General features: G+C 73.3%; 19 protein-coding genes. 9 read left to right on the forward strand and 10 right to left on the reverse strand.

The annotated features are described in order from the left end of the window. Nucleotides 1–3: 3 nt before the first annotated feature. Genes ABZ860_RS19425 through ABZ860_RS19440 form a run of 4 tightly spaced genes read right to left on the reverse strand, consistent with a single transcriptional unit; the run spans nucleotide 4 to nucleotide 3615 of the window. The gene (locus ABZ860_RS19425) at nucleotides 4–333 is read right to left on the reverse strand and encodes a non-heme iron oxygenase ferredoxin subunit (RefSeq protein ID WP_357221920.1); all 330 of its coding nucleotides are present in this window, start codon (nucleotides 331–333) and stop codon (nucleotides 4–6) included. Then, nucleotides 330–1454 (reverse strand): Fe-S cluster assembly protein SufD, encoded by a 1125-nt coding sequence (gene sufD, locus ABZ860_RS19430; RefSeq protein ID WP_357221922.1) that lies wholly within the window; start codon nucleotides 1452–1454, stop codon nucleotides 330–332. Before sufD ends, ABZ860_RS19425 begins: the two co-directional genes overlap by 4 nt. Further along, nucleotides 1454–2890: a Fe-S cluster assembly protein SufB gene (gene sufB / locus ABZ860_RS19435; RefSeq protein ID WP_357222046.1), complete on the reverse strand. Its 1437-nt coding sequence runs from the start codon at nucleotides 2888–2890 to the stop codon at nucleotides 1454–1456. Before sufB ends, sufD begins: the two co-directional genes overlap by 1 nt. Continuing rightward, nucleotides 2863–3615, reverse strand: coding sequence for a metalloregulator ArsR/SmtB family transcription factor (locus ABZ860_RS19440; RefSeq protein ID WP_357222048.1), 753 nt, complete (start codon nucleotides 3613–3615; stop codon nucleotides 2863–2865). The genes sufB and ABZ860_RS19440 overlap by 28 nt, the downstream gene beginning before the upstream one ends. 338 nt (nucleotides 3616–3953) lie before the next feature. Between ABZ860_RS19440 and ABZ860_RS19445 the strand changes: the two genes are divergently transcribed. The 3 genes from ABZ860_RS19445 (at nucleotide 3954) to ABZ860_RS19455 (ending at nucleotide 6724) form a co-directional block, all read left to right on the forward strand. Next, on the forward strand, nucleotides 3954–4910 hold the full coding sequence (locus ABZ860_RS19445) for an ABC transporter ATP-binding protein (protein WP_357221924.1): 957 nt from the start codon (nucleotides 3954–3956) through the stop codon (nucleotides 4908–4910). 56 nt (nucleotides 4911–4966) lie between these two features. Continuing rightward, nucleotides 4967–5683, forward strand: coding sequence for an ABC transporter permease (locus ABZ860_RS19450; protein ID WP_357222050.1), 717 nt, complete (start codon nucleotides 4967–4969; stop codon nucleotides 5681–5683). 129 nt (nucleotides 5684–5812) lie between these two features. Next, nucleotides 5813–6724 (forward strand): EamA family transporter, encoded by a 912-nt coding sequence (locus ABZ860_RS19455; RefSeq protein ID WP_357221925.1) that lies wholly within the window; start codon nucleotides 5813–5815, stop codon nucleotides 6722–6724. A gap of 123 nt (nucleotides 6725–6847) precedes the next feature. Here ABZ860_RS19455 and ABZ860_RS19460 read toward each other — a convergent pair whose 3' ends face one another. Together ABZ860_RS19460 and ABZ860_RS19465 are read right to left on the reverse strand one after the other, a co-directional pair. Beyond that, nucleotides 6848–7228: a hypothetical protein gene (locus ABZ860_RS19460; protein ID WP_357221927.1), complete on the reverse strand. Its 381-nt coding sequence runs from the start codon at nucleotides 7226–7228 to the stop codon at nucleotides 6848–6850. A 93-nt stretch (nucleotides 7229–7321) separates the two neighbouring features. Continuing rightward, nucleotides 7322–8047 carry a GntR family transcriptional regulator gene (locus ABZ860_RS19465; protein WP_357221929.1) on the reverse strand — a complete coding sequence of 242 codons (726 nt, stop codon included), beginning with the start codon at nucleotides 8045–8047 and terminating at the stop codon, nucleotides 7322–7324. A 163-nt stretch (nucleotides 8048–8210) separates the two neighbouring features. Between ABZ860_RS19465 and ABZ860_RS19470 the strand changes: the two genes are divergently transcribed. Both ABZ860_RS19470 and ABZ860_RS19475 read left to right on the forward strand, forming a co-directional pair. Next, nucleotides 8211–9218 (forward strand): COX15/CtaA family protein, encoded by a 1008-nt coding sequence (locus ABZ860_RS19470; RefSeq protein WP_357221931.1) that lies wholly within the window; start codon nucleotides 8211–8213, stop codon nucleotides 9216–9218. Between the two features lie 6 nt (nucleotides 9219–9224). Continuing rightward, entirely contained in the window at nucleotides 9225–9965 is a 741-nt protein-coding gene (locus ABZ860_RS19475) for an ElyC/SanA/YdcF family protein (RefSeq protein WP_357221933.1), read from the forward strand. A 329-nt stretch (nucleotides 9966–10294) separates the two neighbouring features. Here the strand turns inward: ABZ860_RS19475 and ABZ860_RS19480 are convergent, their stop codons facing one another. Both ABZ860_RS19480 and ABZ860_RS19485 read right to left on the reverse strand, forming a co-directional pair. Next, the gene (locus ABZ860_RS19480) at nucleotides 10295–11416 is read right to left on the reverse strand and encodes a lytic polysaccharide monooxygenase (RefSeq protein WP_357221935.1); all 1122 of its coding nucleotides are present in this window, start codon (nucleotides 11414–11416) and stop codon (nucleotides 10295–10297) included. A gap of 198 nt (nucleotides 11417–11614) precedes the next feature. Beyond that, a complete protein-coding gene (locus ABZ860_RS19485) occupies nucleotides 11615–13045 on the reverse strand; it encodes a PrsW family intramembrane metalloprotease (RefSeq protein WP_357221937.1) in 1431 nt (476 codons plus the stop codon). Between the two features lie 145 nt (nucleotides 13046–13190). Here ABZ860_RS19485 and ABZ860_RS19490 point away from each other — a divergent pair, with 145 nt between their 5' ends. The 4 genes from ABZ860_RS19490 (at nucleotide 13191) to ABZ860_RS19505 (ending at nucleotide 18483) form a co-directional block, all read left to right on the forward strand. Next, nucleotides 13191–14741 (forward strand): N,N-dimethylformamidase beta subunit family domain-containing protein, encoded by a 1551-nt coding sequence (locus ABZ860_RS19490; RefSeq protein ID WP_357221939.1) that lies wholly within the window; start codon nucleotides 13191–13193, stop codon nucleotides 14739–14741. Nucleotides 14742–14851: 110 nt separating this feature from the next. Next, nucleotides 14852–15250 (forward strand): nuclear transport factor 2 family protein, encoded by a 399-nt coding sequence (locus ABZ860_RS19495; protein ID WP_357221941.1) that lies wholly within the window; start codon nucleotides 14852–14854, stop codon nucleotides 15248–15250. A gap of 2 nt (nucleotides 15251–15252) precedes the next feature. Next, on the forward strand, nucleotides 15253–16254 hold the full coding sequence (locus ABZ860_RS19500; protein ID WP_357221943.1) for an NAD(P)-dependent alcohol dehydrogenase: 1002 nt from the start codon (nucleotides 15253–15255) through the stop codon (nucleotides 16252–16254). 129 nt (nucleotides 16255–16383) lie between these two features. Further along, on the forward strand, nucleotides 16384–18483 hold the full coding sequence (locus tag ABZ860_RS19505; protein WP_357221945.1) for an MMPL family transporter: 2100 nt from the start codon (nucleotides 16384–16386) through the stop codon (nucleotides 18481–18483). Here ABZ860_RS19505 and ABZ860_RS19510 read toward each other — a convergent pair. Both ABZ860_RS19510 and ABZ860_RS19515 read right to left on the reverse strand, forming a co-directional pair. Further along, a complete protein-coding gene (locus tag ABZ860_RS19510) occupies nucleotides 18453–19139 on the reverse strand; it encodes a response regulator transcription factor (protein WP_357221947.1) in 687 nt (228 codons plus the stop codon). The genes ABZ860_RS19505 and ABZ860_RS19510 overlap by 31 nt on opposite strands. Further along, the gene (locus ABZ860_RS19515; RefSeq protein ID WP_357221949.1) at nucleotides 19136–20323 is read right to left on the reverse strand and encodes a sensor histidine kinase; all 1188 of its coding nucleotides are present in this window, start codon (nucleotides 20321–20323) and stop codon (nucleotides 19136–19138) included. Before ABZ860_RS19515 ends, ABZ860_RS19510 begins: the two co-directional genes overlap by 4 nt. Between the last annotated feature and the right edge of the window lie 59 nt (nucleotides 20324–20382).

A 20382-nucleotide genomic window follows, 5' to 3' on the forward strand; every position in this document is an offset into this window, starting at 1 on the left:
TATTTACTCCTTCGAGAGCGAGACGTACACGTCGTCGCCTTCGATCTTGACTCGGTAGACGTTGACGGGCCTGGTCGCCGGCGGCCCGGTGGGCTTGCCGGTGCGCAGGTCGAAGCAGGAGCCGTGCAGCCAGCACTCCAGCGTGTGGTCGTAGACCTCGCCCTCGCTGAGGCGGACCTCGGCGTGGGAGCACACGTCGTGCAGGGCGAAGACCTCGCCGGCGGTCCGCACCAGCGCGACGGGCGTCTCCCCGACCTCCAGGCCGAGGACGCCGCCGTCGGGGATGTCTCCGACCTGGCAGACCTTCTCCCAGTGGGCGGTCTCGGCGCTCATCGGGCCAGCTCCGCCTCGACCGCGGACAGGACCCGCTCGCGGATCTCCGCCACCTCGATCTTCTCCAGCAGCTGGGCGAAGAAGCCGTGGATGACCAGGCGGCGGGCCTCGTCGAACGGGATGCCGCGGGCCTGCAGGTAGAAGATGTGCTCGTCGTCGAGGCGGCCGGAGGCGGACGCGTGGCCCGCTCCCGCGACCTCGCCGGTGAGGATCTCCAGGTTCGGCACCGAGTCGGCGCGGGCGCCGTCGGTGAGGATGAGGTTGCGGTTCAGCTCGTAGGTGTCGGTGCCCTCGGCCTCGGCCCGGATGATCACGTCGCCGATCCAGACCGCGTGGGCGCCGTCGCCCTGCAGCGCGCCCTTGTAGGTCACGTTGCTGCGGCAGTTGGGCACGCTGTGGTCCACCAGCAGGCGGTGCTCCAGGTGCTGGCCCGCGTCCACGAAGTACAGGCCGGTCAGGTCGGCGTCGCCGCCCGGGGCGGTGTACGACACCGAGGGCGACAGCCGTACCAGGTCGCCGCCGAGGGTGACCACGAACGAGCGGAACGTCGCGTCCTTGCCGAGCCGCGCGTGGTGGTGGGAGACGTGCACGGCGTCGTCGTCCCAGTCCTGCAGGCTGACGACCTTGAGCGTCGCGCCCTCGGCCACGTCGAACTCGACGTTGTCGGCGTAGACGGCGCTGCCGCGGTGGTCCAGGACCAGCACGGCCTCGGCCATCGGCTCCACCGACACGAGGATGTGCCCGTACGCGGCGGCGCCCGCCCCGGACCCCCGCAGCGTGATCACGGTGGGCCGGGAGGCGGCCGTCATCTTCGGCACCGTGACGACGGTGGCCTTCTCGAACGACGAGTAGGCCTGCGCGCTGACCCGGTCGGCCGGCGTGTAGGCCTTGCCGAGCCTCGCGTCGTCGCGGCCGACCGTCTCGACGCGCACCTCGGGCGCGGCCTCGACGTCCACCACGACGCCGCCGGTGACGGCGGCCGTGCCGTTGTGCAGCCCCTTCAGCCGCGACAGCGGCGTGAAGCGCCACTCCTCCTCGCGGCCCGTCGGCACCGGGAAGTCGGCCACGTCGTACGACGACTTCTCGTGCAGCGTCGACAGCGGCTTGGTCTCCAGGCCCATCAGCCGACCGCTCCTTCCATCTGCAGCTCGATCAGGCGGTTGAGCTCCAGGGCGTACTCCATGGGCAGCTCGCGGGCGATCGGCTCGACGAAGCCGCGCACGATCATGGCCATCGCCTCGTCCTCGCCCAGGCCGCGGCTCATCAGGTAGAAGAGCTGGTCCTCCGACACCTTGGAGACCGTGGCCTCGTGGCCCATCGACACGTCGTCCTCGCGGACGTCCACGTAGGGATAGGTGTCGGACCGGCTGATCTGGTCGACCAGCAGCGCGTCGCACTTGACGGTCGAGGCCGAGCCTGCCGCGCCCTCCTCGATCTGCACCAGGCCGCGGTAGGACGTGCGGCCGCCGCCGCGCGCCACGGACTTGGAGATGATCGTCGAGGACGTCTTGGGCGCGAGGTGCACCATCTTGGCGCCCGCGTCCTGGTGCTGGCCCTCGCCGGCGAAGGCCACCGACAGCGTCTCGCCCTTGGCGTGCTCGCCCATCAGGTAGACGGCCGGGTACTTCATGGTCACCTTGGAGCCGATGTTGCCGTCGATCCACTCCATGGTCGCGCCCTCGTAGGCCACGGCGCGCTTGGTGACCAGGTTGTAGACGTTGTTCGACCAGTTCTGGATCGTCGTGTAGCGGCAGCGGGCGCCCTTCTTCACGATGATCTCGACGACCGCCGAGTGGAGCGAGTCGGACGAGTAGATCGGCGCGGTGCAGCCCTCGACGTAGTGGACGTAGGAGTTCTCGTCCACGATGATCAGGGTCCGCTCGAACTGGCCCATGTTCTCGGTGTTGATCCGGAAGTAGGCCTGCAGCGGAATCTCGACGTTCACGTTCGGCGGCACGTAGATGAACGAGCCGCCCGACCACACGGCGGTGTTGAGCGCGGCGAACTTGTTGTCGCCCACCGGGATCACCGTGCCGAAGTACTCCTTGAAGAGCTCCTCGTGCTCGCGCAGGCCGGTGTCGGTGTCGACGAAGATGACGCCCTTCTCCTCGAGGTCCTCACGGATCTTGTGGTAGACGACCTCGGACTCGTACTGGGCGGCGACGCCGGCGATGAGGCGCTGCTTCTCCGCCTCAGGGATGCCGAGCTTGTCGTAGGTGTTCTTGATGTCGGGGGGCAGCTCGTCCCAGGACGCGGCCTGCTTCTCCGTCGAGCGGACGAAGTACTTGATGTTGTCGAAGTCGATGCCCGTGAGGTCGGAGCCCCAGGTCGGCAGCGGCTTCTTCCCGAACAGCCGAAGGCCCTTGAGGCGCAGGTCGAGCATCCACTCCGGCTCGTTCTTGAGCGCGGAGATGTTGCGGACGACCTCTTCGGACAGCCCACGACGGGCCGCGGCCCCGGCCACGTCCGTGTCGGCCCAGCCGAACTTGTAATTCCCGAGGCCTTCCAGCTCCGGGCGGTCGGTGACAGTCACCTTCCGGACTCCTTGCTCGTCGATGTGCTCGATTGATGTGCGGCCGATAGATCGGCGGTCGATGAATCGGCGGTCGATAGATCGGGACGCGCGTGCCGTGCGGCGAGCGCGTGTGAACTCACATGGGTGGTGCAGACCCCGTCGCCGTTGGCGATCGTGGCGAGCCGCTGCACGGGCGTGCCCAGCAGCCGGGCGAAGGCCTCGGTCTCCGCCTCGCACAGCTGCGGGAACTGCGCCGCGACGTGCGCGACCGGGCAGTGGTGCTGGCACAGCTGCTCGCCGCCCTTGCCCGTCGCGGACGCCGACGCCGCGTAGCCCTCGGTGGACAGCGCCTCGGCCAGCACGCGGACCCGCTGGTCGGCGGGGACCTCGCGCATCAGCGCCTCGAGCCGGCCGACCAGCCCGGACACCTGCGCCCGGGCGAACTCCGACACCGCCTCGCCACCCAGGCGCTCGGCCAGGAAGCGCAGCGCGCTGCCGGCGAGGTCGTCGTAGGCGTGGACGAAGGCGCTGCGGCCCGCGTCGGTGATCGCGAACATCTTCGCCGGCCTGCCGCGCCCCCGCTGGCCGCGCGGGCGGGCCGTACGCGGCTCTATCATGCCCTCGGCCAGCAGCGCGTCGAGATGACGGCGCACCGCGGCCGGCGTCAGCCCGAGCCGCTCGCCGAGCGCCGCGGCGGTCACCGGCCCGTGCTCCAGGATGAGCCGCGCCACCCTGGCCCGGGTGCCGCGCTCGGCACTGATGTCCATGTGCACAGGGGATGCCGGAACGGGCCGCGTCACCACGGCCTTCTCGGCGCTCTGCTTCCCCTGCACGTTTTTCACAACATCAGTGTGCCGTAATTCCTTCCCCGGCGACAAACCCAAGGCGAGGTCGACGGAGATGCAATTTCTCACGCAGGTAAGCCTTACCTAACCTGCGACGACGCGACTTTTCCGCATCCTTTACCTCCTTGGGCTGGAATGGCGGCACTCGCCGACGAGAGCGCGCCCCCCGCTCCCTAGACTCGATGCCGTCGACGACTGACCAGGGCCGCCCGCATCCGGCCGGCTGCGGCGGTCGGTCCTGCGAGGGGAGGCCGGTGGGAGTGCCGGGGGTTGACAGCACGTTCGAGAGCACGCTCGGCAGCGCGGGCGACGCCGCGCCGGCAGTGGAGATCGACGGGCTCGTCAAGCGCTACGGAAGCACCACGGCCGTCGACGGGCTGACCCTCACCTGCGCGCGGGGCGCCGTCACGGCGATCCTCGGGCCGAATGGCGCGGGCAAGACCTCGACGATCGAGATCTGCGAGGGCTTCCGCCGGCCGGACGGCGGGACCGTGCGCGTGCTCGGCCTGGACCCGGCCGACCCCGCCCTCAAACCGCGCCTGGGCATCATGCCGCAGACGGGAGGGGTGCCTCCCGCCGCCCGCGCGGGCGAGTGGCTGCGGGTGGTCTCCCGGTTCTACGCCCACCCGATCGACCCCGGCGCCCTGCTCGGCGTGCTCGGCCTGACCGACCACGCGCGCACACCGTACCGGCGGCTGTCGGGCGGCCAGCAGCAGCGCCTGTCGCTCGCGGCGGCGGTGATCGGGCGGCCGGAGCTGGTCTTCCTGGACGAGCCGACCGCCGGGCTCGACCCGCAGGCGCGGCACGCCTGCTGGGACCTGGTCGCCGCGCTGCGCGCCGCCGGGGTGTCGGTGGTGCTGACGACCCACCAGATGGACGAGGCGGAGAAGCTCTCCGACCACGTGGTGGTCATCGACCACGGCCGGGTGGTGGCCGAGGGCACGCCCGAGTCGCTCACCGGTGCCGAGCGCCAGCTCAGGTTCCGCGCGCGCCCCGGACTCGATCTGGAGGAACTGCTGGCCGCGCTGCCGCCGGGCAGCGCCGCCAAGGAGTCGCCCTCGGGCCACTACATCATCGAGGGGCAGGTCGGCCCGCAGCTGCTCGCGACGGTCACCGCCTGGTGCGCCACCGAGGGCGTCACCACCGAGGACCTGCGCATCGAGCGGCGCACGCTGGAGGACGTCTTCCTCGAACTGACCGGCAGGGAGCTGCGGTGAGCACGATCGCCACGCTGGACCTCACGCCGCGGCCCGGGGCCGCGCCGCTGCACCGGATGGTCCTCGCCCAGGCGGGCGCGGAGATCCGGGCCATGCTGCGCAACGGCGAGCAGCTCCTGCTCACGATGATCATTCCGATCCTGCTGCTCGTCGGCTTCTCCACGGCCCCGCTGGTGGACGTCGGCGGCGGCGCGCGCGTCGACTTCGTCGCTCCCGGCATCCTCGCGCTCGCGGTCATGTCGACCGCGTTCACCGGGCAGGCGATCGCGACCGGCTTCGAGCGCAGGTACGGCGTGCTCAAGCGCCTGGGCGCGACCCCGCTGTCGCGGGCCGGGCTGCTGCTGGCCAAGACCGTCGCGGTCGTCGCCGTGGAGGCGCTGCAGGTCGTGGTGATCGTCGCGGTGGCGCTCGCGCTCGGCTGGTCTCCGCACGGCGATCCGCTGTGGGCCGTGCCGCTCCTGCTGCTGGGCACGGCGGCCTTCAGCGGCCTCGGCCTGCTCATGGCCGGCACGCTGCGGGCGGAGGCCACGCTGGCCGGGGCCAACCTCGTCTATCTGGTGCTGCTCGGGCTCGGCGGCGTGCTGTTCCCGCTGGACCGGTTCCCCGCCGGGGTGCAGCACGTGCTCGGGCTGCTGCCGATCAGCGCGCTCACCTCCGGCCTGCGGACCGTCCTGAGCGCCGGCGGCGGCTTCCCCGGCGGCGCGCTGCTCGTGCTGCTGTGCTGGACGGTGGCCGCGCTCGCCCTGGCCGCCCGCACGTTCCGCTGGGAGTGACACCGGGCCGCCGGGAGTGACACCGGGCCCCGGCGTATGACGCCGGGGGCCCTACCTGCGGCCTGGCGGCCGGCGCATATGATTGCGTGCGTTTGTTCGTGATCAATGCCATCTTGTGGGGTTGCCGGCATGACCGCTGAGTCCCTTCCGGGAGCCGAGCCGTATCGCATGAGGCCGTCGCCGGGCAGGGCGCTGCGGGCCGCCTCGGACGCGATACCGCCGTCCGGGCTGGTGCTGCTGGGCATCCTGTCGGTGCAGGTGGGCGCCGGACTGGCCAAGAACCTGTTCACGCAGCTCCCCCCTTCGGCCGTGGTCTTCCTGCGCATCGCCACCAGCGCCGTCATGCTGCTGGCCGTCGTCCGGCCCAGGGTGCACGGGCTGTCGCGGCGCGACCTCGCCGTCGGCGTCGCGTTCGGGCTCAGCCTCGGCCTGATGAACCTGTCGTTCTACGAGGCCCTCGCCCGGCTGCCGATCGGGATCGCGGTGGCCATCGAGTTCATCGGGCCGCTCACCCTGGCCGTGGTGTCCTCCCGCCGCCGGCTCGACCTGCTGTGGGTGGCGCTGGCCGCGGCGGGCGTGATCCTGCTCGCCCCGTGGGGAGGGGCGGGGACCGCGAGCTGGGTCGGCATCGGGTGCGCGGCGCTTGCGGGGGCGTGCTGGGCCGCCTACATCGTGTTCTCCGCGGCCACCGGCGCTCGCTTCCCCGGAGCGAGCGGGCTGTCGTTCGCCATGATCGTGTCCACGATCGTCATCGCGCCCATCGGGGTCACCGCGGGCGGGAGCGACCTGCTGCGGCCCGAGATCCTGCTGATCGGTGCCGGGGTCGGCCTGCTCTCCTCGGTCATCCCCTACTCGCTGGAGCTGGAGGCCCTGCGCCGGATGCCCAAGCGGGTCTTCGGCATCCTGATGAGCCTGGAGCCCGCCGCCGCCGCGCTCGTCGGCCTGTTCGTCCTGCACGAGGTGCTCCAGGTCCGCGAGTGGGCGGCGATCGGCTGCGTGGTCGTCGCCTCCATCGGCGCCACCCGCGCCGGCGGCGGCTGAGCCGTACCGCTCGGGCCGGGGACTACAACCGGAGGACGGCGTCGGTCCAGGTGGACACGGGCCCGAAGCCGAGCGTCCGGTTGACCGCGAGGATCGCGGCGTTCGACGCGTCGTTCGCGGTGGTCACCAGGGCGACGTCGGGCCGGTCCGCGGCCGGCAGCCGCAACGACTCCCGCTTGATCCAGGTCGGGACGGTGCCACGCAGATCTCCACCGAGGCGCCCGCGGCCCCGCGGATCCACGACAGCCCCGCATACCCGCCCTCGACGGCTCCTCGCTCGGCGACCCAGTCCTCGGCAACCCAGTCCTCGGCAACCCAGTCCCCGGCAACCCAGTGCAGGCGGGTCACGGGCGCCGGCGGGTGCAGTACGACGCCCCGCCATACCTGCTCGGTCGCGAACGGCTCCTCAGGCGCGTCGAGACGATGGCACTCCGCGCGCAGGCGGTAGATCTCCGCCAGCAGATCGCGGTCGGCGGCGAGGTCGACCTGGCTCGGCGTGTCCACGCGCTTGATCCTAGGAAGGGCGCGCCCGCCGACGCCTCCCGTTTTCCCGGGCCGCTTTCCCGGGCCGCGCCGGCCGCGCCGGCGACCTCTCGCCTACCCGTACGGCCCGGCCCCCGGCTGCGGCGAGTCGGCCGACCAGATCGCGCGCACGTGCTGGAGATGGTGGTTCATCAGGCGCTCGGCCGCCTGGGCGTCGCCGCGTACGAGGGCGTCGAGGAGATCGAGGTGCTCGCGCGCCGAGGCCGCCAGCATCCGCGCGTCGGGCAGCCCGCGCAGCCCGTAGAGCCGGGCCCGGGCGCGCAGGTCCCTGACCGTCTCGACCAGCCGGGCGTTGCCCGACAGGGCCAGCAGCGCGAGGTGGAACCGCTGGTCAGCGGCCACGTAGGCGAGCAGGTCGCCCCTTGCGGCAGCCGAGACGATCTCCTCGGCGATCGGGCGCAGCGCCTCGGCCCGCGCGCCCGGGGACTCCGCGGCGAGCCTGGCCACCGTGGGCACCTCGATCAGCCGCCTGATCTCGATGATCTCGTCGAGGTCGCGCTCGGACACCTCGGCGACCCGGAAGCCCTTGTTGCGCAGGGCCTCGAACAGTCCCTCCTTGGCGAGGTCGAGCATCGCCTCTCGCACCGGTGTGGCCGAGACCCCGAACCTGGCCGCCAGCGCGGGGGCCGAATAGACGGCGCCGGGCCGCATCTCCCCGGCCACCAGCGCGTCGCGCAGCGCCTGCGCCACCTGCTCGCGCAGGTTCTGCCGCGCTCCGGCGCCCGGCACGCGGAGGTCGTCACGCTCGCGGCCCGCCGGTCCGTTCCACGCCGCGCCCATCGACCGGCCACCGCCCTCCTCGGTCCCGTACGGCCGATCGTACCGGCCCCTGCCGGGGGAAACGATCAGCGCGTCCCCAGGCGGGCCTGGGGAGCGGGGGCGGCGCGGGCCCCCGCCGGCGGCGCGCGGCCCGGAGAGGGGACCACCCCCAGGGCCGCCTACGATGAATTCCGTGAATCCCACGACTGACCGGATCCGCGGCACGCTGCTCGCCCTGTATCGCTCGTTCACGTTCCCGACGAACGAGTCGATGCGGCGGTGGGCCCTGGCGGCGATCGTGGTCAACGTCGGCATCACCGTCACCGGCGCCGCCGTCCGCGTCACCGGTTCCGGCCTCGGCTGCCCGACCTGGCCGCGCTGCACGCCCGACAGCTTCGTGCCGGCGAGGATCGACACGCACGCGCCGCTCAACATGGCGATCGAGTTCGGCAACCGGCTGCTGTCGTTCCTCGTGCTCGCGGTCGCGGCCGCGTGTGTGGTCGCCGCGTGGCGGCTGTCGCGGGGCGAGCGCGGCCGCCCGGTCCTGCTGCGGCTCGCGCTGGTGCAGCCGGCCGGCGTCCTCGTCCAGGCCCTGTGGGGCGGGGTCGTGGTCCACACGATGCTCAACCCGGTGACCGTCAGCGTCCACTTCCTGCTGTCCATCGGCATGACCGCCGCCGCCGTCGTGCTGTTCGCCCGGGCGGGCGAGGGCGACGCCCCGGCGCAGCGGCTGGTCCACAAGGACATCCGCACGCTCGCGTACGTGCTGGCCGCGGCGGCCTTCGCGCTGCTGCTGGCCGGGGTGGTGGTGACCGGCACCGGGCCGCACTCGGGAGACGAGGCGGCCTCCCGCTTCGGCTTCGACATCCAGAGCGTGGTGCGGCTGCACACCGACATCGCCTACGTCGTCGTCGGGCTGACGTTCGCCCTGCTGTTCGCCCTGCGCGTCAGCGACTCCCCCGGCCGCGCCCGGCGCGGCGCGCTCGCGCTGCTCGGGGTGGAGCTGTCCCAGGGCGTGATCGGGTACGTGCAGTACTTCCTCGCCGTCCCCGCGGCCCTGGTGCTCCTGCACGTGCTGGGAGCCACGCTCGTGTGGGTCTGCGCGCTGCGCGTCGTCTTCCTGATGCGGACCCGGGGCCCGGCCCCCGCCCCCGCTCCCGAGCAGCCGGAGCTCCACCACGCGGGGGTGTGACTCCCGGTGGGGGGATCATCGGGCTCCTCGTCGCGCGCGGGCGTCCTGTCCCGGGTCGCCCGCCCCTGGACCTGGTCGCGTACGGCCCTGCGCCGGGGTTTCCAGGGGCTGGTCGCCCTGAGCGTGCTGCCGCTGGCGCCGATGACCTGGGTCTGGCTGACGAGCGCCGCCCATCGGGTCACGGCCGAGCCGGGCACGCGCTGGACCGCCGAGGTGCCCGCGATGCCGGCCGCGCTCGTGCTGGGCGCGGGCGTCTGGAACGGGAAGCCCAGCGCGATGCTGGGCGCCCGGCTCGACATCGCGGCCGAGCTGTACCGCACGGGCAGGGTGCGGGCCCTGCTGCTGTCGGGCGACAACAGCCGCAAGGACTACGACGAGCCCTCGATCATGCGTGACTACCTGATCTCGCACGGCGTCCCGGCCGGAAGGATCGTGCTCGACTACGCCGGGTTCGACACGTGGGACTCCTGCGTACGGGCCAAGGAGATCTTCGGCGCGTCCCGTCTCGTCGTCGTGACCCAGGTGTTCCACCTCCCGCGGGCCGTCGCGCTGTGCCGCGCGGCCGGGCTGGACGCGTTCGGCGTCGGCGACGACTCCAGCCACGACTGGCCGATGGAGACGGCGGCCTACGCCGTCAGGGAGTTCCCCGCCTCCGCCAAGGGCCTGCTGGACAGTCTGGTCCTGCACTCCTCGCCGCGTTTTCTCGGCCGTCGCGAAACCGCGCTCGATCGCGCGCTGGCCGGCTGAATTCCCCCTTTGAGGGTCAGCGGCCCGGCGGCCGGCAGGACGAAACTTTCATCGGGCGACGCGCCCTGAGCTGGGCGGACAGGACGGGCGCGGGTGCGTCCACTGGCCGGTGACGGCGCGGCGCGTTAGGGTCCGGGCCACGTGGGAGCGCTCCCACCATCCCCAGAGGGAGGTGAGGCCACACCCACAGTGGCTATCGCACCGCGGGTACGAGGCGGATCCTCCTCCGTCCACCCATCGCGCAACGCCCGGGGCGCCGCCGTGACGGCTCCCCGGGCGTCTCCCGCGGGCTCCGGCGCCGGGCCGTGCCCGGCGCGATCAGGCGCCGCTCAGCCGCAGCTGATGTCGCTGATCGACGGCGTGGCCGACCCGCTGCCGAGGAACCCGGCCGTGGCCGAGGCCCCCGGGGCCAGCGAGGAGTTCCATTCCGGCGCGTGGATCATCGCGAACGGCCCGCTCTGCATGGACGTCCCGTTCCACGCCTGGGTGATCGTCGCGCCGTTCGACATCTGCCACTGGACGTACCAGCCGTTGAGCGGGGCCGTGCCGGTGTTCTTGATCGTGACCTCGCCCTGGAAGCCGCCCTGCCAGGTGTTGGTCAGCTTCACCGTGGCCGTGCACGCCGGGTTCCCGGACGTCGGGGAGGCCGAGGGGCTCGGCGACGGGCTCCTGGTGGGCGAGGCGCTCGGCGAAGGGCTCGGCGACGGGCTCCTGGTGGGCGAGGCGCTCGGCGAGGGGCTGGGCGAGACGCCGTCGTTGATGAAGTTCACGTCCGAGCAGCCGTAGAAGGTCTCCTGGCTGTCGGACCGGTACCAGACCGCGTAGATGATGTGCCTGCCGCTCTTGTTGGGCAGCTTGCCGGAGAAGCGGTAGGCGCCGTTGGTGACCGCGGGCTCGGGGTCGGCCGTGAGGAACGGCTGCTCCTCCATGTCGGCCCACGTCAGCGGCTTGGTCGGGTCGTAGCCGTCCTTGGTGACGTAGAGCTTGAAGCCGCCGGGGTGCGGCACCCACGCGCCGTAGACGAAGTCGTACGTGCTGCCGGCCTTCAGCGTGGTGGTCGGCCAGTCGGTCCTGGGCGCGTCGTAGGCGGCGTACTTGCTGAAACCGCCGCTGCACAGCTGGCCGTCGGGGATGAAGCCCCGGGTGCGGCCGCCCCCGTCGGAGCGGAGCACGCCATACCAGTCGTAGAGGGGCTGGGTGCCACCGGCCGCCACGGCGTCCTTGCAGGCGGGGTTGTTCGGGATGATCTGGCCGCCGGTGAGGCCGTCGGTGTAGCACGCGTACGTGCGGCTCGCGGGGGCCTGCAGGGCGCCGTGCGCCTCGGCCGCGGTCTGCGTCAGGACCGCGACGAGGCCGGCGAGCACGGCCGCCACCGCGGCGAGCACGGCGAGTTTTCGCCCGGACCTCAGGGACAGCGATCTCCAACGCGGGGATTGCGCTGTGGTGCTCATGGTTGGGGGTTCTCCTCATGGTGGGCGGGCACGCCTTCGGGGGAAGGCCGCGCCGTCTCGGGCTGTCGTACGAGAAGAACGCATGCGGCATCGCCGCACGCCCTCCTGGAGCCCACCCATCAAGTGGCCACCGCGCACAGTGATTGAAACACGCACCGGCCGTCCGGGCCAAGCGGTACCGCGACCGTGCCGAGCGGATCAGCGCCGCGGGTCGCCGGGCCCCGGACCCGGCCCGGCGCCGGGACCGAGGCCACCCTGGGGCGGGCCCTGCGGCGGACCGGGTGGCTGTCCGGGACCGCCCGGCGGGTGCCCGTACCCGGGAGGCGGCCCTCCCGGCGGCGGGCCGTAGCCCGGCCCGCCCGGTTGCCGCCGGTTGCCCGGCCCGCCCGGCTGCTGTCCGTACCAGGGCGGCACGGCGGGGCTGGCGCCGGGCCACCGGCCCGGGGGCGGGGCGCCCGGCGCGTACCCCGGCGGGGGCACCCCCCGCGCGGCGTTCGCCTGGTGGCGTTCCGGCAGCGGGAACGACAGCCGGGCGTAGGCCATGAGATTCGCGAGCGACCGCTGCTGAACGCGGAAGGTCTCCTCGTCCACCCCGCCCCGGGCCGCACGGGCGTGCAGCAGCCCGAGCTCGGTGGAGGCGACCTGGTAGTCGATCATCGCGCGTGCCCCGGCCCTGCCGCCGTGGGCCTTGGCCCACGCCCTGGCCTGCCGCCGCCGGCGCAGGGACGACAGCATGAAGATGTCGGCCTGGTTGATCAGCCCGTTGCGCTCGTACGGCGGCAGGTAGTGGTGGATCAGGCCGACGATCCGCCGCCTGTCCCGGAAGATCACGATGATCTCGACGATGAGCAGGATCATCAGCAGCAGGTAGGCGATGGCGAGCCCGCCGAGGCCGCCGAAGGAGGCGAAGCCGTTCCAGAGGCCGTGCAGCAGCATGGCGCCGATCCACCCGATGACGATGACGACGACCCCCACCGCGCCCCCGCGCTGGGCGGCGTACGCCACGGCGATGCCGATCAGGGAGGTGAACAGCGGATGGGCGAACGGCGACAGCACGGCCCGCAGCACGAGCGTGGCAGCCAGCCCCTGCGCGCCGTTCTCCTCCAGGGCGGCCAGGTAGTAGCTGACGTTCTCCGACATGGCGAAGCCGAGCCCGACCATGCTGGCGTAGATGATCCCGTCGGTGGGCCCGTCCAGCTCCTGCCGCCGGAACCACAGCAGCCCGAGCAGGACCAGCCCCTTGGCCGTCTCCTCCACGGGCGGGGCGCCGAACGTGGCGACGAGGTTGCGCGCGCTGGTCGTGTCCCCGAGCTGGTGGGCCACGTAGACGAGGTTGAGAGAGTTGAGCACGCCGGCGAGCAGGACGGCGATGCCGGCGCCCCAGGCGAAGGCGAATATCAGGTTGCTGCGCGGCTCCGGTTCCATGCGGTCGAGGGCGAGCACGCCCGCGAGCAGCAACGGCACCGGCGCCACGGCGAGCCCGAGCGCGATGAAGAACTGGACCGGCTCGCCGTTGATGATGTCGAAGGAGAACGACACCAGGGCGCAGATTCCGGCGACGACCAGACCCACGATGAGGCCGATGGACGGACGCTCCCTGAGAACGGCGCGGGGGTCGAGGCCTGCCACTGTGCGACTGTAACCGACCACGCCCGCCGCGGTCCTCCTCCGGCTCCAAAAGATCCCCATGCATTCCGTGCCGGGGCAAGTATCTCGCAGGCCGGGCGGGCCGTCGGTCCCGGGCACGCCCCGGTTGCGGGCACAATGGGCGATCATGGATGTCGCACCACGTGACGAGCTCGGACGACGCGGTTTCCTCCGCATCGCGTGCGCCGCCGCCGTCGGCTCGGTCGCCGCATGCGCGCCCGGGTCCCGGGAAAGCTCCACTCCCGCCTCCCCGTCGCCTTCTTCCACCTCCACGTCGCCCAGCAGGAAGCCGGTGGCGGAACGGCTGCTGCCCGGCGACCCCGGCTGGCGGGTGCGCAGGCACGGCCCCGACGAGGCGATCGAGGGCTACGGCGACCGGGCGAGCGTGCTGCCCGGGGAGTCGTTCGGGCTGCACGTCTCCACCACGGAGGAGCGCTACCGGGTCACGGCCTACCGGATGGGCTGGTACGGCGGGACGCTCGCCCGCCAGGTGTGGCGCTCGGGGTGGATGAGGGGACGCGACCAGGGCCGCGGACGGCTCGCCGGCGACACCCGCACCGTACGGGCCGGGTGGCGGCGCTCCCTGACCGTGTCCACGGAAGGCTGGCCTGAGGGGGCCTATCTGCTGCGCCTGGACACCGAGCGCGGCTACCAGCGGTACGTGCCGCTGGTCGTGCGCTCGGCCTCCGGGGCCGGTCGCACGGTCCTGGTCCACGCCACCCCCACCTGGCAGGCGTACAACCGGTGGGGCGGCTACAGCCTCTACTACGGCGAGGACGGCCGCTACGAGAGCCGCTCGCTCGCGGTCAGCTTCGACCGGCCCTACGACAGCACCGGCATGGAGAAGTTCCTCATCCACGAGCGGCCGGTGGTGGCGCTGGCCGAACGGCTCGGCCTGCCCCTGGCGTACACGACGGGCGGCGACCTGGAGGCCGGCGACGACGTGCTCACCGGCGCCTCCGCCGTGATCTTCCTCGGGCACGACGAGTACTGGACGCCCGGGGTGCGCCGCACCGTGACCGAGGCCCGCGACGCGGGCGCCAACCTGGCCTTCCTGGGCGCCAACACCTGCTACCGCCGCGTCCGGATGGAGGAGGACGGCAAGCTGGTGGTCTGCTACAAGACCGCGGTGGACCTCGACCCGCTGGTCCGCACGCGCCCGTCGCTCGCGACGACCGACTTCCGGGCGGCGCCGAAGGCCGATCCCGAGTCGTCGCTCATCGGGGTCTACTACGACGGCTATCCGGTGGACGCGCCGTTCGTGGTGCACGAGCCCCGCCACTGGATCTTCGCGGGCACCGGCGTGCGCCGCGGCGACGCGTTCCCCCACCTCGTGGGCGTGGAGTACGACCGGGTGAACACGGACGTGCCGACGCCTCGGCCGCTGCAGATCCTCGCCCACTCGCCGGTGACCTGTGTGGGACGGCCCAGCTTCGCCGACGCGGCCTACTACACCGTCCCGAGCGGGGCCGGGGTGTTCGCCTCGGGGACCATGCGGTGGGCAGAGACGCTCATGGCCCGCACCCGCGACCTGCCGCGGGCGCACGGGATCGACGCGCGTACGCGGGCCTTCGTCACCGCCGCGACGACCAACCTGCTGAAGGGCTTCGCCGAAGGCCCCGCCGCCGAGCGCCTGCCCACGCCCGACGACAACGTCCGCCGCACCTACCGCGCCTGACGCTCCGGCGCGTCACGGCTGGGCGCCGTCCTCGCGCCCTGTTGACGAGTAGATCGACTGGTCGATATAAATCCATAGACCGAATGTTCTATCTCTTCCCAGGAGCCGATGTGCCGCACTTGACCACGGCCGAGGTCATCGACCGTTTCAACCACGCGTTCGTCCACCACGACCCCGAGGTCCTCGACGACCTGATCGCCGAGGACTGCGTGATGGAGGCGATCCAGCCGGCTCCCGACGGGGAGCGCGTCGAGGGTCGCCAGGCGTGCCTGACGTTCTGGCGGACGCTCGCCGACGACCGCACCACGCAGTTCGGGCCCGAGCAGGTCTGGGTCGACGGCGACCGCGCGACGATCCTGTGGCGCTACCGCTTCGGCGACGGCCCCGACGACTCGGTGCGCGGCGTGAACCTCATGCGGGTCCGCGACGGGAGAATCATCGAGGCCCTCGGCTACAGCAAGACCGGCGCCCCCGTCCCCCTCGCCACGGACACCGAGGCCCAGGCCTGACCATGCGCAGCTACCACCTCGACAGCGGCGCCGGGCTCGCGGGTCTGACGATCAGAGACCACCCCGACCCGGTCCCCGGCGCCGGTCAGGTCGTCGTCGCCGTACGCGCGGCGTCTTTGAGCTTCCGGGAACTGATGATCGCCCGCGGCGACTACGTCCTGCCGGTGAAACCGGACGTGGTCCCGCTGTCCGACGGCGCCGGCGACATCGTGTCGGTCGGGCCGGGGGTCGACCCGCGGCTGATCGGCGAGCGGGTCACCGCCACCCTCTTCCCCAGCTGGCAGGACGGCCCGTTCGGCATCGAGCACCTGCCTCAGCGCGGTGGCTCGCTGGACGGCATGCTCACCGAACGCGCCGTGGTCGACCAGGACGCCCTGGTGCCCGTCCCCGGCCACCTGTCTTATCAGGAGGCGGCGACGCTCCCGTGCGCCGCGGTCACCGCCTGGAACGCCGTGACCGGCGGGGACGGCCTGCGTCCTGGCCAGACCGTGGTGACGCAGGGATCGGGCGGGGTGTCGCTGTTCGCCCTGCAGTTCGCCAAGACGCTCGGCGCCCGGGTGATCGCCACCACCAGCAGCCCCGAGAAGGCGGCCCGCCTGCTCGCCCTCGGCGCGGACGAGGTCATCGACTACCGGGCCGTCCCCGACTGGCCGGCGAGGGTCCGCGAACTCACCGGCGGGCGAGGCGCCGACCGCGTGGTCGACGTCGCCGGCCTGCTGGAACAGTCCCTCACGGCGGTGGCGATGGCAGGGCACGTCGCCTGCGTGGGCTTCGTCTCCGGCACCGCGCCCGCGCTCGATGCGCGCGCGCTCTTCGCCTCCGGCGCCACCGTGCGCGCCGTCGCGGTCGGCAGCCGAGCCCAGTTCCTCGCCATGAACCGAGCCATCGAGGTCAACGGCCTTCACCCGGTCGTCGGCCGCACATTCCCCTTCGACCAGGCTCACGACGCCTACCGCCATTACGCCTCAGGGGAGGCGTTCGGCAAGGTCGTCATCACCATCTGACCACGGCGCGGACGGCCCCCGGGGCGTACGCGCCGCGCCGTAGCGGCACGTGACGTTCCACGGGGGACGCCCGTGACGCCCCCTGCGCACCACCGTTGATGTCCCATCCAGGACGACGAGAGGTGCGAAATGGTGACGTTGCGACGCCTGGCCGGGCTGCCGGCCGGGCGGATCGGCAAGTGGGCGGTGATCGCCGCCTGGCTGGTGATGCTCGTTCCCCTCGGCGCGCTGGCCGGGGGCATCGGCCAGGTGCAGGACAACGACGAGGCCAACTGGATGCCCGCGAGCGCCCCGTCGACCCGGGCCGTGGAGCTGGCCAGACGGGAGTTCCCCGCCGGGCGCGACAGCACGCTGGTCCTCGTGTACGCACGAGAGGGCGGCCTGAGCGCCGCCGACCGCGAGGCCGTGCGGCACGACCGGGACCGGCTCCGGGCCCTCACCGGCGGGAGCGTGACCGGCCCGGCGCCCTCGGCCGACGGGGAGGCTCTCACGCTGACCGTCCCGGTGCCGGCCCGCGCCATGGAGACCGGCGAGGCCGGGGAGATCGTGGCCCGGGCCCGGCAGATCATCCGGGCCGGACTGCCCGCCGGGCTCGCGGCGGCCGCCACGGGGCCCGCCGCCTTCCGCGCGGACGCGACGGACGCAAACGGGCGGATCGACGGGACGCTGACCCTGGTCACCGTGGGGGTGGTCGCGTTCCTCCTGTTCGTCGCCTACCGCAGCCCGGTCCTGCCGCTCGTCCCCCTCGCCTGCGTGGCGGCGGGCGCGGTGACCGCGCAGGCCGGCGCCGTGGTGGCCGGCAGGGCGGGCGCCGTGGTCAGCGGCTCGGGTTCGATCCTGATGATCGTCCTGGTCTTCGGGCTCGGCACCGACTACGCGCTCCTGCTGATCTCCCGCTATCGGGAGGAGCTGGCGGAGCATGCCGACCGGCACCACGCGATGGCGCTCGCACTACGGCGCACGGCGCCGTCCGTGGCCGCCTCCGCCGCGACGATGGCCCTCGCCGCGCTGGCGCTGCTCGCGGCGGGCATGAACTCCACCAAGGGGCTCGGCCCGCTCGCCGCGGTCGCCGTCGTGGCGGCGCTGCTGGCGATGACCACCCTGCTGCCGGCGCTCCTGACGGCGGCGGGCCGGGGCGTCTTCTGGCCCGCGATCCCCCGCCGCCGGGTTCCCGGCGCCCGCGCGGCGCGGATCTGGCAGCGGATCGGAGCGCTCGTCTCCCGGCGGCCGCGCCGCGCCTGGGTCCTGGCCGGGCTCGCGCTCGCCGCGCTGACCTGCGGCACGGCCGTTCTGCGGGTCGGCGCCCTCGACGGCGGCGACAACTTCACCCGCAAGCCCGAGTCGGCGGCCGGACAGGAGATCATCCGCGCGCACTTCCCCGGCGGCACCACCGCACCCGCCCTCGTCTACGCCCCGGCGCGGGCCGCCGCACCCGTCGCCGCCCTGGTCAGGACGGCTCCCGGGATCGCCGCCACCGGCGCGGCCGAGACCTCCGCTTCGGGCCGCTGGGTGCGGATCACCGCCGTGCTCGCCGACGCCCCGGCGAGCGAGCCGGCCAGGCGGTCGTTGGCGGGGTTGCGCGCCCGGCTCGCCCAGGCGGCGCCCGGCACGCTGGTCGGGGGCCAGACCGCGGCGCTGATCGACCGGGACGCCGCGATGGACCGTGACCTCGCGGTGATCGCCCCTCTCGTCATCGGTGTCGTCACCCTCGTCCTCGGCGTCCTGCTCCGCGCGGTCGTGGCGCCCCTGCTGCTGCTCGGCTGCGCCCTGCTCTCGTCCGGCGCGGCGACCGGCCTGTCCACGCTGCTGTTCCACGCCCTCGGGTTCCCCCGCACCGACCAGACCGCGCTCACGCTCGGCTTCCTGTTCCTGGTCGCGCTGGGCGTGGACTACACGATCTTCCTCATGGCCCGGGCGCGCGAGGAGGTCGCGCGGCGTGGTCACCGGGAGGGAACGGTGACCGCGCTCGTCGCGACCGGGGGTGTCATCACCGGTGCCGGTGTCGTGCTCGCCGCGACGTTCCTGGTCCTGACCATCACCCCGGTGGTCCTCAACATCCAGCTCGGCCTGCTGGTCGCGCTCGGCGTGCTCGTCGACGCGTTCGTGGTGCGCACGCTCCTGGTCCCCGCCCTGGCCCTCGACATCGGCCCCGCGACCTGGTGGCCCGCCCGTCCCGTGCCCGCACCGCGTCCGCGTAGTCAGCCCTCGGGGATCGGCAGCCCGCCCTGATAGGCGAACACGACGAGCTGGGCGCGGTCCCGCGCGCCCAGTTTCGTCATCGCCCGGCCCACGTGCGTGCGCACGGTGGCGGCGCTGACCACCAGCCTGCGCGCGATCTCGTCGTTGGACAGGCCCGCCGCCACCCACCCGACCACCTCGCGCTCGCGCTCGGTGAGCACGGACAGCCGAGCCCTGACCTCGCCGGGCGGCCCCGGCCGCCCGGCGAACCGCGCGATCACCCGCCGGGTGACGGCGGGCGACAGCAGGGACTCGCCCTCGGCCACCACCCGCACCGCCCGCAGCATCTCGTCGGGCTCCGCGCTCTTCAGCAGGAAGCCCGACGCGCCCGCCCGCAACGCGTCGAACACGTGATCGTCCAGGTCGAACGACGTCAAAATGACCACCCGGGTCGCGGGGGCCTCCGCGACGATCCGCCGCAGCGCCCCGATCCCGTCGAGCACCGGCATCCGGATGTCCATGAGGACCACATCGGGACGCCACCGGCGGACGGCGGCCACCGCGGCGGCCCCGTCCGCCGCCTCGGCCACCAGGTCGATGTCCGGCTCGTCCTCCACCAGCAGGCGCACGCCCATGCGCACCAGCGCCTGGTCGTCCACCACGGCCAGCCGGATGACGGGACCGGGCCCGTCCCCCGCCGGCCTCATCCGCGGATCACCCCGCCGGGGCGCGGCCCACAGGGCAGGACGGCCAGGACCCGGAAGCCGCCTCCCGGGCACGGACCGGCCTCCAGCGTCCCGCCCACCGACGCCGCGCGCTCCCGCATGCCGGGCAGGCCGTGCCCGCCGCCCTGCCCGCCACCCTGATACCCCAGGTCACCGGTCCCGTCGTCGGTCACCGTCACCGACACCGTGTCCGGCCCGTACGTCACCCGCACGTCCGCCCGGGACGCACCGGCGTGGCGCACCACGTTGGTCAGCGACTCCTGCACGATCCGATATCCGGCCAGGTCCACCGCCACGGGCACCCGGCGCCGCGCTCCCTCGACGACCAGGTCCACCGGCAGGCCGCCCCGCCGCATCGCGTCGACGAGTTCCGGCACCCGCTCCAGTCCCGGCGCCGGGGCCAGGCCCGGGTCCGCGGTCCCCGGCAGCGTCCGCAGCGCCGCCCGCAGTTCCTCCAGCGCCTGAGCGCTGACCTCCCGCACGGCCCGCAGCGACTCCTCGGCCCTCTCGGGCCGTCTGTGCAGCACGTGCAGGGCCACTCCCGCCTGCATGTTGACGACCGCGAGGCTGTGGCCCACGATGTCGTGCACCTCCCGGGCCATCCGCAGGCGCTCCTCCTGGATGTGGCCCAGGCGTTCGGCCTCGGCGGCCCGCGCTCTGACCCTGCGGTACGCGCGGACGGCCGCCCCTGCCGCCCACGGCGCGAGGAGCCACAGGGCGGCCAGCGCGGGCACGCCCATCTCCGGCGCGTCCGGCGCCGCCGTCCAGGACGAGAACGACAGGTAGGCGACGGTCACCGTCACCAGCGCCGCCGCCGACACCCGTTCGGGGCGCCAGGCGGCGACCGAGTACACCGCCACCGAGGTCAGTTCGAGCGCCGGGGCGTACGGATGGCCGCGGGCCAGGAAGGCGATCGTCGCCGTGAAGGTCACCGCGAGGGCCGCGAGCGGCCACGCCCGCCGCGCCACGAGCCCGGCCGCCGCCACCGCGACCAGCGCGTACCCGGCCGCGTCGAGCCGCAGGCCGCGCTCGGACAGGGCGGACGCAGAGCCCAGCGCGGCGAGGACGCCGAGGACGGCCGCGAACAGGGCGTCGACCGGTTCCACCCGGCGAGGTTCGCCGCCGGGCCGCGCCCACGCGGCGCGCAACGCCGCCATCCGTTCCATGGCTCGAACGTACGCAAGGACGCGTCGGACGGCATCAGCGCTGTGACGTATTCCGGCGG

Origin of the sequence: Microbispora sp. NPDC046973 (genome assembly GCF_040644495.1) — a bacterium.
Taxonomy (GTDB): Bacteria; Actinomycetota; Actinomycetes; order Streptosporangiales; family Streptosporangiaceae; genus Microbispora.

Excerpts from the sequence above, each read along its gene's own strand:
- ABZ860_RS19425 (WP_357221920.1), bottom strand. The coding sequence starts at position 333 with ATGAGCGCCGAGACCGCCCACTGGGAGAAGGTCTGCCAGGTCGGAGAC.
- ABZ860_RS19440 (WP_357222048.1), bottom strand. The coding sequence starts at position 3,615 with ATGGACATCAGTGCCGAGCGCGGCACCCGGGCCAGGGTGGCGCGGCTC.
- ABZ860_RS19510 (WP_357221947.1), bottom strand. The coding sequence starts at position 19,139 with ATGAGGCCGGCGGGGGACGGGCCCGGTCCCGTCATCCGGCTGGCCGTG.
- ABZ860_RS19455 (WP_357221925.1), top strand. The coding sequence starts at position 5,813 with ATGACCGCTGAGTCCCTTCCGGGAGCCGAGCCGTATCGCATGAGGCCG.
- ABZ860_RS19500 (WP_357221943.1), top strand. The coding sequence starts at position 15,253 with ATGCGCAGCTACCACCTCGACAGCGGCGCCGGGCTCGCGGGTCTGACG.
- ABZ860_RS19480 (WP_357221935.1), bottom strand. The coding sequence starts at position 11,416 with ATGAGCACCACAGCGCAATCCCCGCGTTGGAGATCGCTGTCCCTGAGG.
- ABZ860_RS19470 (WP_357221931.1), top strand. The coding sequence starts at position 8,211 with ATGAATTCCGTGAATCCCACGACTGACCGGATCCGCGGCACGCTGCTC.
- ABZ860_RS19465 (WP_357221929.1), bottom strand. The coding sequence starts at position 8,047 with ATGGGCGCGGCGTGGAACGGACCGGCGGGCCGCGAGCGTGACGACCTC.
- ABZ860_RS19505 (WP_357221945.1), top strand. The coding sequence starts at position 16,384 with ATGGTGACGTTGCGACGCCTGGCCGGGCTGCCGGCCGGGCGGATCGGC.
- ABZ860_RS19490 (WP_357221939.1), top strand. The coding sequence starts at position 13,191 with ATGGATGTCGCACCACGTGACGAGCTCGGACGACGCGGTTTCCTCCGC.
- sufD (WP_357221922.1), bottom strand. The coding sequence starts at position 1,454 with ATGGGCCTGGAGACCAAGCCGCTGTCGACGCTGCACGAGAAGTCGTCG.
- ABZ860_RS19515 (WP_357221949.1), bottom strand. The coding sequence starts at position 20,323 with ATGGAACGGATGGCGGCGTTGCGCGCCGCGTGGGCGCGGCCCGGCGGC.
- ABZ860_RS19450 (WP_357222050.1), top strand. The coding sequence starts at position 4,967 with ATGGTCCTCGCCCAGGCGGGCGCGGAGATCCGGGCCATGCTGCGCAAC.